Source organism: Corynebacterium ulcerans (genome assembly GCF_000767685.1).
Taxonomy (GTDB): domain Bacteria; phylum Actinomycetota; class Actinomycetes; order Mycobacteriales; family Mycobacteriaceae; genus Corynebacterium; species Corynebacterium ulcerans.
Genome location: NZ_CP009622.1, coordinates 2,209,531 through 2,222,406 on the forward strand (window position 1 = coordinate 2,209,531; position 12,876 = coordinate 2,222,406).

At 53.2% G+C, this 12,876-nt stretch carries 10 protein-coding genes and 1 tRNA gene; 4 read left to right on the forward strand and 7 right to left on the reverse strand.

Features of this window, described 5'->3' with window-relative positions:
* The first annotated feature begins 826 nt into the window (after positions 1-826).
* The 3 genes from CULFRC11_RS09955 to lysX are packed head-to-tail and all read left to right on the forward strand — an operon-like array spanning position 827 to position 6,861.
* On the forward strand, positions 827-2,077 hold the full coding sequence (locus CULFRC11_RS09955) for a pyridoxal phosphate-dependent aminotransferase (protein ID WP_051373213.1): 1,251 nt from the start codon (positions 827-829) through the stop codon (positions 2,075-2,077).
* Between the two features lie 28 nt (positions 2,078-2,105).
* The gene (locus CULFRC11_RS09960; protein ID WP_023636433.1) at positions 2,106-3,584 is read left to right on the forward strand and encodes a YibE/F family protein; all 1,479 of its coding nucleotides are present in this window, start codon (positions 2,106-2,108) and stop codon (positions 3,582-3,584) included.
* 37 nt (positions 3,585-3,621) lie between these two features.
* A complete protein-coding gene (gene lysX, locus CULFRC11_RS09965) occupies positions 3,622-6,861 on the forward strand; it encodes a bifunctional lysylphosphatidylglycerol synthetase/lysine--tRNA ligase LysX (protein ID WP_023636434.1) in 3,240 nt (1,079 codons plus the stop codon).
* Here the strand turns inward: lysX and CULFRC11_RS09970 are convergent.
* The 5 genes from CULFRC11_RS09970 to dcd are packed head-to-tail and all read right to left on the reverse strand — an operon-like array spanning position 6,824 to position 10,228.
* Complete coding sequence (locus CULFRC11_RS09970; RefSeq protein ID WP_031270667.1) at positions 6,824-7,435, reverse strand: alpha/beta fold hydrolase; 612 nt, start codon at positions 7,433-7,435, stop codon at positions 6,824-6,826. The two genes, lysX and CULFRC11_RS09970, sit on opposite strands and share 38 nt — an antisense overlap.
* Before the next feature lie 22 nt (positions 7,436-7,457).
* Entirely contained in the window at positions 7,458-8,123 is a 666-nt protein-coding gene (locus tag CULFRC11_RS09975; RefSeq protein WP_023636436.1) for a DUF998 domain-containing protein, read from the reverse strand.
* Between the two features lie 9 nt (positions 8,124-8,132).
* Positions 8,133-8,318: a hypothetical protein gene (locus CULFRC11_RS09980; protein WP_023636437.1), complete on the reverse strand. Its 186-nt coding sequence runs from the start codon at positions 8,316-8,318 to the stop codon at positions 8,133-8,135.
* Positions 8,319-8,349: 31 nt separating this feature from the next.
* On the reverse strand, positions 8,350-9,657 hold the full coding sequence (locus CULFRC11_RS09985) for a UDP-glucose dehydrogenase family protein (protein WP_038620843.1): 1,308 nt from the start codon (positions 9,655-9,657) through the stop codon (positions 8,350-8,352).
* Between the two features lie 4 nt (positions 9,658-9,661).
* A complete protein-coding gene (dcd, locus tag CULFRC11_RS09990) occupies positions 9,662-10,228 on the reverse strand; it encodes a dCTP deaminase (RefSeq protein WP_013912502.1) in 567 nt (188 codons plus the stop codon).
* Between the two features lie 86 nt (positions 10,229-10,314).
* Here dcd and CULFRC11_RS09995 point away from each other — a divergent pair.
* Positions 10,315-10,388, forward strand: a tRNA-Gly gene (locus CULFRC11_RS09995).
* Positions 10,389-10,746: 358 nt separating this feature from the next.
* Here CULFRC11_RS09995 and CULFRC11_RS10005 read toward each other — a convergent pair.
* Entirely contained in the window at positions 10,747-12,138 is a 1,392-nt protein-coding gene (locus tag CULFRC11_RS10005; RefSeq protein WP_031270671.1) for an NAD-dependent succinate-semialdehyde dehydrogenase, read from the reverse strand.
* Between the two features lie 119 nt (positions 12,139-12,257).
* Positions 12,258-12,875, reverse strand: coding sequence for a TetR/AcrR family transcriptional regulator (locus CULFRC11_RS10010; protein WP_038620847.1), 618 nt, complete (start codon positions 12,873-12,875; stop codon positions 12,258-12,260).
* Position 12,876 lies beyond the last annotated feature (1 nt).

A 12,876-nucleotide genomic window follows, 5' to 3' on the forward strand; every position in this document is an offset into this window, starting at 1 on the left:
CCGATAAATTCACAGTTCGCACCAATCTCAATGAGATCTCAGAAACCACCCCCGCTACGCAACTAGCGCAACGGCCCCTAACTGCGGAAATGAATTTAATACGCATGAAAATAACCCCGTAAACCGCCCCCTTCAGGGGGTATTGCATAGATAACAGAAAAAACGGACTGTGAATTAAGTCACTTTAAAAATGGGAGGAGTTAGATTGACCCCGTACCAACCCACATCGGACTAAAAATAATAGAAAAACAACCATCAGCTCCCCCCTAATGCCAACCCCACAGCAATCGCGGATTGAGTCAACAACATGGAGATTTAGAAAATTCAAACACCTGTTCCATTGGGAAAAACTTCATCTCAGCTTTTTATCCATCAAACGGTTGATTTATTATTATTTTTTAATGTTTCCTGTTAGTGGAAGAACATAAAGATTTTCACTGTTACGTATCACACAAAATTTTGGAGACTTAGGCTAGTGTTCTTGACCACTTTTCACAAAAAATCCGCCAATTAAACGCATAACGGGCCTACATTTTCCGTAATTCTCTATAAGAATTCAGAGAGACAAAACATCCAATCAGCGTCTCCAATAACAGCATTGTGGGTTTAACGGCGCGACAGCTCACTTTGTTCCCGAGCCCCGCGAAAGATAGGTTTTCCGCGTTCCGCCATTCCCCTGCGTTCTAATAGCACCGGTGTTTCCCCCTGATGTGTCCTTAACATTAGGGTGCTACCCCGCGCAGTACCAACGGCCTGTTAATTGCCTCAGAAAAGTGGCAACATTAGGCGGGTGACTAAAAAAGACACCGCTCCCGAATCAACACTTATGGGCTCCGCCAGCAATCCGACGCGACGTAAACGTCGTGTCTTTGACCAGTCGGATAAGCTCAAAAACGTTCTGTATGAAATCCGCGGACCGGTGACTGCTTTAGCCGAAAAAATGGAGCTTGATGGGCACACCATCTTAAAGCTCAACACAGGTAATCCAGCAGTCTTTGGTTTTGAAGCCCCCGATGTCATTATGCGTGACATGATCGCGGCGCTTTCGACGTCGCAAGGCTATTCCACGTCGAAAGGCATCATCCCTGCCCGGCGCGCCATCGTCACGCGCTATGAAGTCATACCCGGTTTCCCCGCATTCGACGTAGATGACGTATATCTAGGCAATGGCGTCTCTGAGCTCATCATGATGACCATGCAGGCTTTGCTGGATAATGGCGATGAAGTCCTCATTCCTATGCCAGATTATCCTCTGTGGACGGCCGCGACCTCGCTGTCCGGCGGCACGCCAGTGCATTATCTCTGCGACGAAGACGACGACTGGAACCCCTCCATCGAGGATATTCGGTCAAAGATCACCGAGAAGACCAAAGCCATCGTGGTCATCAACCCCAATAACCCCACGGGCGCTGTCTATTCTCCTGAGGTCCTCCGAAATATCGTCCAGGTGGCCAGGGAACACGATCTGCTCATTCTGGCCGATGAGATCTACGACCGAATCCTTTACGACGGTGCCGTCCATACCAGCATCGCTGCACTCGCCCCCGACCTGCTGTGCATCACGTATAACGGCTTGTCCAAGGCCTACCGCGTCGCCGGATACCGTGCTGGGTGGATGGTCATCACAGGCCCTAAACACTATGCACGCGGTTTTATCGAGGGAATCGATCTGCTCTCCGGAACTCGCCTGTGCTCCAACGTGCCGGCGCAGCATGCAATTCAGGTGGCGCTGGGAGGTCGACAGTCCATCTACGATCTCACTGCTGAAGGCGGCCGTTTGCTGGAGCAACGCAACGTCGCGTGGGAGAAACTCAATCAGATACCCGGCGTCAGCTGTGTAAAACCCATGGGCGCACTCTATGCATTCCCCAAAATTGATCTGGATTATTATGACATCCACGATGATGCACAGCTCATGCTCGATCTGCTTCGTGCAGAAAAAATCCTCATGGTTCAAGGCACGGGCTTCAACTGGCCCAAACCCGACCATTTCCGTGTGGTTACACTCCCCTGGGCAGCTGATCTTGCCGTAGCAATGGATCGCTTAGGCAACTTCCTCTCTAGTTATAAGCAGTAAGGGATGACCGACAGTGGGAAGGCATAGCATGGACCGAGGAACAAATCCTTCGCGTTCGCAGCGGACATCGCCGCAGCGTCAAGCCGCGCGACAGGGCGGGCACTCCGCTCGCGCCACGCAGCCTGCGTCGCGTCGTCGTTCCCCGGCAAACAGCCGTTCCCACACTGGCGACCATCCTCAAACGCGCAAGCGTCCCCCGTCGGGAAACCGCTCCCACACAGTAGCCCGTCCCCCGTCGCATCATCATTCCCGTGCAAGTAGCCGCTCGCGTATCAGCATCGGCGCGATACCTAAGCTAGCAGCGCTCTATACAGGGTCTTCGCGCCTTGAGCTGTGGCGACGCCTTCTGCTTATCTTCCTTATTGTCTGGGCAATAGCTACTGTTATTGGAGTAGCCAAACTATGGCCGAGCGGTGAACCCAATATTGCCCCCGAGTTTTACAAGACGTTCAGTCTTGGACAGAACCAAGTAAATGGCGAGATTGTTGCGGAATCAAAAGGAAGTTGTACCGCCCCAGAATCTGGAACAGTTTTTACTACGTCACCACGCATCGTGCCTGGTTCGGATACCTCGTGTACTTGGTATATCGCTGAGATAACTGAGGGCGATGACGCCGGAAAGCGAACACTTATTATCAATTCAGGGCAACCTGGTGAAGCAACGCTAGCCACAGGTGATCAGATTCGCTTACTGCAAGCTCAATCCAACGATGGGTCCGTCCACTATTCTTTCAGCGATTATCAACGCGCGCTTCCGCTAACGCTATGGGGAATCCTTATTGCAGGAGCAATCATTCTTTTTGCGGCACTCCGTGGTTTGCGATCCCTGATCGGTTTAATGATCACCATGGTGGTCGTAATCGCCTTTACTCTCCCTGCGCTCCTTTTGGGTACTTCTCCTACCGGGATAGCCATATTCAGCGGTGCTGTTATTTTGTTCCTCGTTGTGTTCCTGGTCCACGGGTTTAACTGGAAATCCGCATCTGCATTAGGCGGGACGCTCCTTGCACTACTGCTTGCAGCACTGCTAGCCAATGTAGCAATCGACAATAACCAGCTCCGCGGCTTGGGCGATGAAGGTAACCTACAAATTCTGTTGTATTTACCAGATGTATCTGTCACTGGTTTGATGCTCTGCGGCTTTATTATCGGCGCTCTAGGTGTGCTCAATGATGTCACCATTGCGCAGTCTTCCACCGTCAACGAGCTAGCAGAGCTGGACAACGACGCGTCCTGGTGGAGGCTCTTCCTAGGCGCAATGAAGGTAGGACGTGACCATATTTCATCTATGGTCTACACCTTGGTGTTGTCTTACACGGGAGCATCCTTACCGTTGCTGCTTCTTTTGTTTGCAGCGCATCGTCCATTCCTGCAGACCCTGACCAGCGATATTATGGCCACAGAGCTGCTGCGCTCTGGAATTGGCGCTTTGACGCTCACCCTCGCGGTGCCATTAACCACAGCTATAGCGGCTCTTACGGTTCCTGAGCAAAAGGATCCCACATAACATCCATTTTCCCGAGCGCGGGTGGGCATTCCGCTCTATGTTGCATATTATCGATTGCATGCAGAAACGCTGGGAAACCCGAGTAATCCTCTTTACAACGCAGTTAGCCACGATCTGGCTACTGATTGGTTTGGTGCTGAAACATATAAACCATGATCTCACCATAAATATTGGTTTTATTTTCTCACTATTCGGTTTCCCTAGTACTCCTACTCTATTCATCACCATTTTGATGGTGTTGCTTACCTCGGGAATGCTGCGAGGTCACCGAGGGGCCTTGCTGTTTTATCTCTTAGGGTTCCAAGTACCTGATTTACTGTCAGGCATCATTTTCTTCGCCTTCGGGTTCTTCAATGATCCCGAGATTACCGGCGATGCTCCTCAATACACGATTATCGCGTTTGCGGTTTCTACGCTTTTTTCTCTGTTCTATCTTGTCTGCGGTTACCGGGCAATCAAGGACTTCCCTGCCAGGGTTGTCGGCTCTTGGGCACGCGCACTCAGCACATTAATCGTTGGCTTGATCATCTCGTTTGCTGTGATGTGGGGTGTTCTGGTTCTGCAAGAGCACCAAAACAGTGGCGCTGCAGCGGCATGGTCCTTCTTTACAGCCATCGGGCTCAGTCCTGCAGAACCACCTTTCCCAACCGACCTGCATAGCCCTCACTTTATCCGCGTTATCGGCGGTATTCTTTCCTCTATTGCGCTTTTTGCGGCTCTTGCCATTCTCTTTGGATCGCGCAAACACGATGCTGCGACTGCTGAGGAGCAGCTCCTTGCACGTAAATTACTGCTCAGCCCTCCTTCTCAAGACTCGTTGGCGTATTTCTCCACTCGCTATGATCGCAGTCTGATCACGTCCCCGGATGAAAAAGCGGCCGTGTCCTTCCGTGTTATAGACGGTGTATGTCTTGCTGCCGGAGACCCTATCGGTGACCCGGAATCCTGGCCCGCTGCAGTAGAGGCGTGGCGCCAGCATAGCCGTAAGAATGGTTGGGTCCTAGGTGCTGCTTCTGTTTCGGAGGCCGGGGCAAAAGCATACTCAGCAGCAGGCATGAGCGTTATCGCCCTTGGCGATGAAGCAGTGGTGGACGCAGAGAATTTCCACCTCAAGAACATGCCGGAGGTGCGTAAGGAAATCGCAGGTCCGCGTAAAGCGGGATATACCGTTCGGGTACAGCGTCAATCGCAAATTCCAGCCGAAGAACTACAACGTTTGTCTCAGCTCGCTGAGACTTGGCGACGCGGCAACGAACGCGGGTTCACAATGGCTTCTGGCCGTATCGGTGATCGCCGTGACTCACGCACGGTTCTAGTCACGGCTCACGACGCCGAAGACAACGTCATGGGATTGCTTTCCTTTGTCCCATGGGGACGACGAGGCCTCTCCCTAGACGTTATGCGTCGAAACCCTGATGCGATCGGCGGCGTCACCGAGTTTATGGTGACAGGTCTTGCACAGGAAGCCGGAAGCCTTGGAGTAACCAAGTTCTCGCTGAACTTTGTTACTTTCCGCGAGGCCCTTGATCGTGGCGCCTATGTGGCTGCTTCTTTGAGGGAACGGCTGCTGCTCAAGCTACTTCTTCTTTCCTCTCGTTGGTGGCAGATCCAGTCGCTGTATCAGTCCAACATCAAGTATCACCCACAGTGGCAGTCGCGTTTCCTGTGCATTGATAATGGCTTCCACACTGCCCGTGTCCTCATTGCCTTTGCTAGTGGTGAGGGATTCCTGCCGTGGATGAAGGAACATGGGTCTCCTGTGGGAGATCCCGAGGAAATCGTCGCTCTTGAAGCCGCTGCACTCATGCCGGCCATCGAGCCCCCAGCCCTGTCGACTCAGGAACGCATGCGCAAGACAAAGCTGGAGGAGCTTGAGGCCCTCAACATGCAGCCTTATCCACCGGCAGTGCCTCGGACTACGTCGATCAAAGAGCTGCTTGCATCGGGTGATTCGGATGCCCCGGTCTCAATCACCGGTAGGGTCGCGTTTATCCGCGATCATGGTGGAGTGCTCTTTGCAGATCTGGTTGAGGAACACACAAAGCTCCAGCTGGTGATTGAACGCACCACAGAGCAGACGCTGCGTTTGTTTAAACGCTTGGTCAGTCGTGGTGATCTGATTTCCGCGACAGGTCAGTTGGGAACGTCTCGCAATGGAACGCGCTCTCTGCTGGTTTCTTCCTGGGATATGGCAGCTAAGTCGCTTACTCCGATGCCGCGCGTGCCGCTCAGCAATCCTCACTTGCGGGCTAAATTCCGCCACATGGACTTTGCGCTTAATCAAAAAGCCACGGACATTTTCATGGCTCGTTCCAAGGCTGTGAGCGCAGTGCGTTCTGTCCTGCAGGAACAGGGGTACATGGAAGCCGAAACGCCCATTCTGCAGACGATTCACGGTGGAGCAAATGCCCGCCCCTTCAGAACTCATATCCGCGCATACGACCAAAATCTCACGCTGAGGATTGCGCCTGAGCTATATCTCAAGCGCCTCGTGGTCGGCGGCATTCCTCGTGTCTTTGAGATAGGAAGAAACTTCCGCAACGAGGGCGTGGACGCCACCCACAATCCCGAGTTCACGTCGCTGGAGGCCTACCAGTCTTATGGAAACTGGGACACCATGCGGATTCTTACGGAAGACCTCATTCGTTCCGCAGCGATCGCAGTCTATGGAAAACCAGAGGTAACTACAGCGGATGGCCAGGTCCTTGATCTGAGCGGATCCTGGCCCGTCGTGCCTGTTTATGACGCGGTGTCCGAGGCCGTCGGCAAGCATATTTCTCCGGACGCGGATGTCTCCGAATACGCAGACATCGCAGAGAAATATAACATCACCGCAGCCACCGTGGGCGATCTGGTCAACGAGCTTTACGACGAACTCATCGAACCAAACACCGTCTTCCCCACCTTCTACGCGGGCTTCCCAGTAGAAACCTCCCCGCTCACGATGGCAGACCCAGATCAGCCACGCATCGCTCAGCGTTGGGACCTCGTGGCCTGCGGCATGGAGCTAGGAACTGCCTACACAGAGCTCGCGGATCCGCTGGAGCAGCACGCTCGACTTTCCGACCAGTCCCTGCGCGCCGCCGGTGGCGACGCCGAGGCCATGGAGTTGGATGAGAACTTCCTCAAAGCCCTGCAATTTGGCATGCCGCCCACTGGTGGCCTCGGAATCGGAATCGATCGTCTGGTCATGTTCCTCACCGGACAAAACATCCGTGAGGTTCTGTCCTTCCCCTTTGTTAAACCAGATACGGACGGATCAGCTCGGGGCTGTTAACCGGGAACATATGGTTCTTGCCGCGTAGGAACACAGTTTCTGCGCGGAGTTGTTCCCCCAGCTTTCTCTGTGACTCCAAAAAACCACGCTGCAAACCCAGGCCCGCGCCAACCAGCAGCGTGGTTTTTGCCATCGGTGCAGGGTTCTTTCCCTCAAAAGCGGTAGCTAAACGACGCTGCCGAGCCTCCACTTTGAGAAATTCATCAAAGAGAAAACGCGCATTGTCTTTCCCGCCAAAGCGACGGTACAGCTCCGAAAATCTGCCATTGGACTCGCCACTAGCCACTTGGGTGAGTTTATGTCCTAAGGGGAAAAGCTCGCCGAGGGCGGCACTCGTTCCTTCCTTGAGCCATTCCGGGACCAGCCTTCTGCGCACATGCACGGGTTCGGAGGGATCGGCTAGAACCAACCGATCGACTTCCTTGGGATACAGCCATGCCCACTCCATGGCGACCAACCCCCCGACGGAGTGCCCAAAGATGTTGATCTTTTCGCCGGGCTGTAAATGCTCGCGCAGATCCGCGATGGAAGAGCTCAACGGTTTCTCCCAGCTATCGAGGATTTTGGCATCCAACCCCGAAACGAGCTCTTCGTAGTTATCTGTTGGGCATGCCCACCCTGGCAGAACGATCCACATGCTTAAGCAGAATAATCGAAGATGTGACGATGAGTACGCAGGCAAAAAATGCTTGGCCGCGTTGCTCGTATCCCATAGGCGCCTGAATTACCGTCGCAAAAAGCAAAGCCGCAGTTGAAGCTATAAAACCCACCCCGGCAGCCACAGGGATAAGGGCCCACTTCCTAGGAGAGGAAAGTTCCTTCCACACGAAAATGATTGCAGCTATAGCGATTGCCCCATGTCCCGAAACCGCCAAACTTGAGGCAAAAACATGGGCGTTAAGATGCGACTGCACGGGGCAGTTTGGAAGCGACTCCGCGCAAGGAAGCGGAAATAGAACATCCAAGATTGTCGCCGCGCTGGCCACAAGCAGACCCGCCAAGATCGTCTTCTGGTGCCATGTCCACCGATCACGCAGCGCACCGACAGAAACAAAGCAAAGCACTCCCACCGTAACAAGTACGGCAGAAAGCACATCGCTACCAGCAAAAATCCAGCGCAGTGGGTTATCCGCCGCTGCATATTCTGAAAGGTACGCATACTTGGGATCCAGCGGATAACCATAGATGGCTTCCGTAATAAAAGAGGCGTATGCCATCCCACCGAGAGCCAACAGTATCTTTCCGAGGTACACCATGCGCATTAAGAAATTCTAACGCACATGTGCTTCAGTACGCCCCCTGATACGCCCGAAGGCCTGCCATCCATCACGACGGCAGGCCTTCTTATTCTTCTCTTTACGCTTGTCAGGGATTGTTCGCGCCCGGTTTTTCAGCTGCAGATGTTGTTCCAGTCTCTCTGGGCTCATCTTCCACATCCGCCTATCGGGTTTCGCCATGATGCACCTCCTTCACGTGCACCTAGAGAGCCTAGCCCCTCCGACCCCGCTGGTACAGCGACCAACCAGACCAGCGCTGCCTATCCACAACATTCCTGGCATCAAGGATATTCTTCTTCCGAACCAGTTTTTCAGCGAAGCACGGATCGAGGGAGACAAACTCCGGCCATTCTGTGGCTAGGACGATCGCGTCGGCGTCGATAAGCGCATGCGCAACAGATTCCACGTAGTCGAGTTCTGGTGCCACGCTGCGAGCAGTCGCCATCGCCTGCGGATCGTAGACGCACACACATGCGCCTTTATGCGCAAGCTGCTGCGCCAAAGCCAACGCTGGCGACTCCCTCACATCATCCGACCCTGGTTTGAAAGCACAGCCTAAAAACGCTACCCGGGCACCACACAAATCCCCAAGCATGTGATTAAGCGCATCAGCATAGGCCCTAGGTAGCTGTCTATTGAGTTTCTCCACACCCCACAGCAGCTCCGCAGCCCCCGCGGCACCCATGTCGCTTGCCGTGGCAGCGAATCCTCTCACATCCTTGGGCAGACAACCCCCGCCAAACCCGAGGCCAGACCCCAAAAACTCCGCGCCAATACGGGCATCACAACCCATCGTCTGCGCAACCGCAACCACGTCCCCGCCCTGCGCCTCACACACCTCTGCGATCGCGTTAATAAAACTCACCTTGGTAGCCAAAAAAGCATTAGCTGCCAACTTGGATAGCTCCGCCGACGCAAAATCCGTGGCAATCAAAGGAGTACCACCAGCCAACGCCTCCGCATATACGTCCCGCAGAATCGCAGCAGCGCGCCCCTCGGGGCGAGATCCCAGCACGATACGGTCCGGCCTTAGTGTGTCCCCGACCGCATGACCTTCCCTCAGAAACTCGGGATTCCACGCGAGTTCCACATCGGCATCCGGATGGCTCAGATCTCTGCACAGTCGCTCCAGTCGTGCGGCCGTGCCCACCGGCACTGTCGATTTCCCCACGATGAGATGAGTTCCGCGTAGTAGCGGCACCAAAGACCGCAGCGCCGACTCAACACACCCCGTATCAATGCTTGCCGACGCCAACGAGCCCGGCGTTCCCACCGTAATAAAATGCACGCTCGCACTCTGAGCGGCGTGAGAAATATCGGTCGTAAAATCCAACCCTCGCCCATTATGGCGCGCCAGTAGCTCGGCGAGGCCTGGCTCAAAAAAGGGCGGGTCTCCGGCACACAACGCAGCTACTTTTGCCGCGTCGATATCAACTCCTATAACCTCATGGCCCAGTTCGGCCATACAGGCAGCATGAGTTGCGCCAAGATAACCCGTCCCGATGACGGAAAGCTGCATCTGACTAGTTACGGAAGTTCAAATACGCCTTCGAGGGAGTAGGACCACGCTGCCCTTGGTACTTAGAACCCAAAGCACCCGTGCCATAAGGCATTTCTGCTGGAGAAGTCATCTTAAACAGCGCCAGCTGGCCCACCTTCATCCCCGGCCACAGGGTGATAGGAAGATTAGCCACATTGGACAGCTCCAGCGTGATGTGCCCTGAGAATCCCGGATCAATAAAACCAGCAGTCGAGTGTGTTAACAGACCTAGGCGTCCCAGCGACGACTTCCCCTCCAAGCGACCCGCGATATGAGCAGGAAGCGTGAACTTTTCCAAGGTCGCACCCAGGACAAATTCCCCAGGGTGCAGAACAAACGGCTCCCCCTCCGGAACTTCCACCAGACTAGTCAACTCGTCCTGCTGCAGCATTGGATCAATGTGGGTGTACTTGGAATTGTTAAAGACCCGGAAAAAACGGTCCATGCGGACGTCAATGGACGATGGTTGGATCAACTCTGGGTCAAAAGGCTCAATGCTGAGCTCACCAGCGTCAATTGTGGCTCGAATATCGTGGTCTGAATAAAGCACGGCACTAGTCTACGTGCTTCGACGCCCCTTTTGGTAACACCCCCGACTATTCGTGCTAAACTAACTCTCGTTGCTTAAGCAGCATTGCCGATGTAGTTCAATGGTAGAACATCAGCTTCCCAAGCTGAATACGCGGGTTCGATTCCCGTCATCGGCTCCATTTTTTGAGCCGGAGCATGGTATTCATCATGTTCCGGCTCCTTTTGTGTTTGTCAGCATCCCCACTAAAACCTGCATTTCCATAGACAAAGTCCCCACATCAGACCGCAAAAGGCCCCTTTGTCTATGGAAATGCAGGCTGCCCGGCTCAACCCCCCAAGGTTTTTGTCGTTTTTGAGAACGCTAGAAAACCTCACCTGGACTTTTACCCAGCGCGCCCCCGCTAGCGTTCTCAAAAACGACAATGCAGGCACAGAGTTCCACGCTGCTTTTCCATTCTGCACAAAAAAGTACCGTAAGAAGCTCCCTCAATAAGCCTCTTACGGTATTTTCTATATCCAACCACTAAACTTTACATTTTAAAAATCGCCATCAATATCGGTGACCACCACCACTTTCTGATTCACAAATTCGTGCAACCCTAAGTCAGTGAGCTCACGGCCAAAACCGGAGCGTTTGGTTCCGCCAAAGGGGATATCTGCTTTCACTCCAGTGGGTTGATTTATGTAGACCATGCCAGTGTCTAGACGGCGCGCAACGGCATGAGCTTTATCTTTATCCTCGGTGAACACGGATCCGCCAAGACCAAAGGGGGAAGAATTGGCAATCGCAACAGCATGATCTACATCCCGAGCACGATAGATCTGCGACACCGGCCCAAAGAATTCCGCATGCGCGGTATCGGAATCAAGGGGAATATCGGTAAGAATCATCGGGGGGAAGAAAGAACCATGCTCGGGTATTATTACGCCTAGCTCCGCTACTGTTGCGCCTTCGCTTCGCGCCTTTTCTACTAGCTTTCCAAGGTCCTCGGCTGCCTGCTGAGAGGATAGAGGCGCCAGCTGAGTCTCGGGGTCCATGGGGTCCCCGGCTTTTAGTTCTGCAACTTTGGCTTTGTATTGGTTAAGGAAGGCGTCGTAAAGCCCCTCTTCAACGATGATGCGCTTGGAGGAACAGCACACCTGTCCAGCATTCCAGTGTCGGCCAAAGACCGCCCAGTCGACGGCTTTATCCAGCTGGGCATCATTGAGCACGATGAAAGCATCCGCACCGCCTAACTCCAGAGTGGACTTTTTCACATGCTTCGCAGCGATAGCGGAAACCGCTGCGCCTGCGGCTTCTGAGCCGGTGAGCGCTACTCCACGGACTCGGGGATCGGAAATGATCGTCTCTGTAGCGTCGTGACCTGCGAATATATTGACCAAAAGCCCTTCAGGAGCACCTGCTTCACGGAAAAGCTCAACCATCTTCAACGCCGACTGAGGCACATTAGATGCATGCTTGAGGATGATAGTGTTACCCGCGGTGAACTGCGGAGCACCAATGCGAATGACCTGGTAGTAAGGGAAATTCCAAGGTTCCACAGCATAAAGAACACCCAAAGGCTCGTTCACTATCTGTACGTCTTGCGCACCAAACCCCTGTGCAGGCAAATAGCGCGGAGCTAGCTGTGCTTCACCGTTCTCCACGTAATAGCGCAGCATGTTTATGCAGATATCTACTTCTGCCTCGGCTTCTGCCAGAAGCTTGCCCATCTCCAATGTCAGGATTTCCGCGTACTCGCGCTTCTTGGATTCCAGAATCTCTGCGGCTTTGGCCAACACCTCCACCCGCTCCGAGACGGGCCTGAGACTCCACTCTTTAAAAGTTTCATCCGCACAAGCAATGCCGTGTTGAATGTCCTCTGGAGTGGCCATAGGGAACTCTTTGAGCACTTCACCGGTATAGGGGTTTGTGGTCTTATAAGCCATATATTTCCTCCTAGGATCTCGCGTGAGCCTCGAACTTTGAGCCCACACTACGCCCGCGTAAGGACACATGCAGTACTTCCTGACCGTGATGTTCGTCCCCTTTTATCTCGTGGGTAACCCTACGAATTTGTGAGATCTAAGCCTTTGCCTAAACCATTCAAAATAAAATGGATTTTTTTATCCATCCAGCCTCTTTCAATCCACGACGGCTCAGGTAAAAAGAACGCCCGCTCCTCTTCCGCCTCTATCTCCTTGTAATGCCTGCGTACCGCCACTATTTGATAATGCGTGGATACCACCGTGTCAAATATAAAATCGATGGCAAATTCCATTCGCTTCTTGTCCCCTGGAAAACCAGCCCTGCGTAGTTGTCCCGTAAATTTTTCAAAGAATTCCTGGAAATATCGAGTAGCCGTCGGCATGGTGATAAGGGTGTGATCGAGCCCCGGATAACGTTCAAACAGTTCCCATAAAAGATCTACTTGTTTTAAAAAAAGCTGATCCCACATGCAATCTGAATCTTCTAAGAGAGATTCTTTGGCAATATATTTTAAACAATCAGCCACCAGATCATCCCGAGACGAGATAACGCGGTACAACGAAGAAGTACCCACCCCCAGCTTCTTTGCCACTTGAGCCAAAGTAAAAGTTTCCAGGCCAATAGATAATGCAGCGTTGATTGCATCCTGCTCGTTAAAGCGTGGCTTCGGGCCGGTTTTTAAGCCTGGGGGTGTCATA

Coding starts and splice junctions, on each gene's coding strand:
- CULFRC11_RS09955 (WP_051373213.1), top strand. CDS start 827: ATGGGCTCCGCCAGCAATCCGACGCGACGTAAACGTCGTGTCTTTGAC.
- CULFRC11_RS09960 (WP_023636433.1), top strand. CDS start 2,106: ATGGACCGAGGAACAAATCCTTCGCGTTCGCAGCGGACATCGCCGCAG.
- lysX (WP_023636434.1), top strand. CDS start 3,622: ATGTTGCATATTATCGATTGCATGCAGAAACGCTGGGAAACCCGAGTA.
- CULFRC11_RS09975 (WP_023636436.1), bottom strand. CDS start 8,123: ATGCGCATGGTGTACCTCGGAAAGATACTGTTGGCTCTCGGTGGGATG.
- CULFRC11_RS09980 (WP_023636437.1), bottom strand. CDS start 8,318: ATGGCGAAACCCGATAGGCGGATGTGGAAGATGAGCCCAGAGAGACTG.
- CULFRC11_RS09985 (WP_038620843.1), bottom strand. CDS start 9,657: ATGCAGCTTTCCGTCATCGGGACGGGTTATCTTGGCGCAACTCATGCT.
- CULFRC11_RS10005 (WP_031270671.1), bottom strand. CDS start 12,138: ATGGCTTATAAGACCACAAACCCCTATACCGGTGAAGTGCTCAAAGAG.
- CULFRC11_RS10010 (WP_038620847.1), bottom strand. CDS start 12,875: ATGACACCCCCAGGCTTAAAAACCGGCCCGAAGCCACGCTTTAACGAG.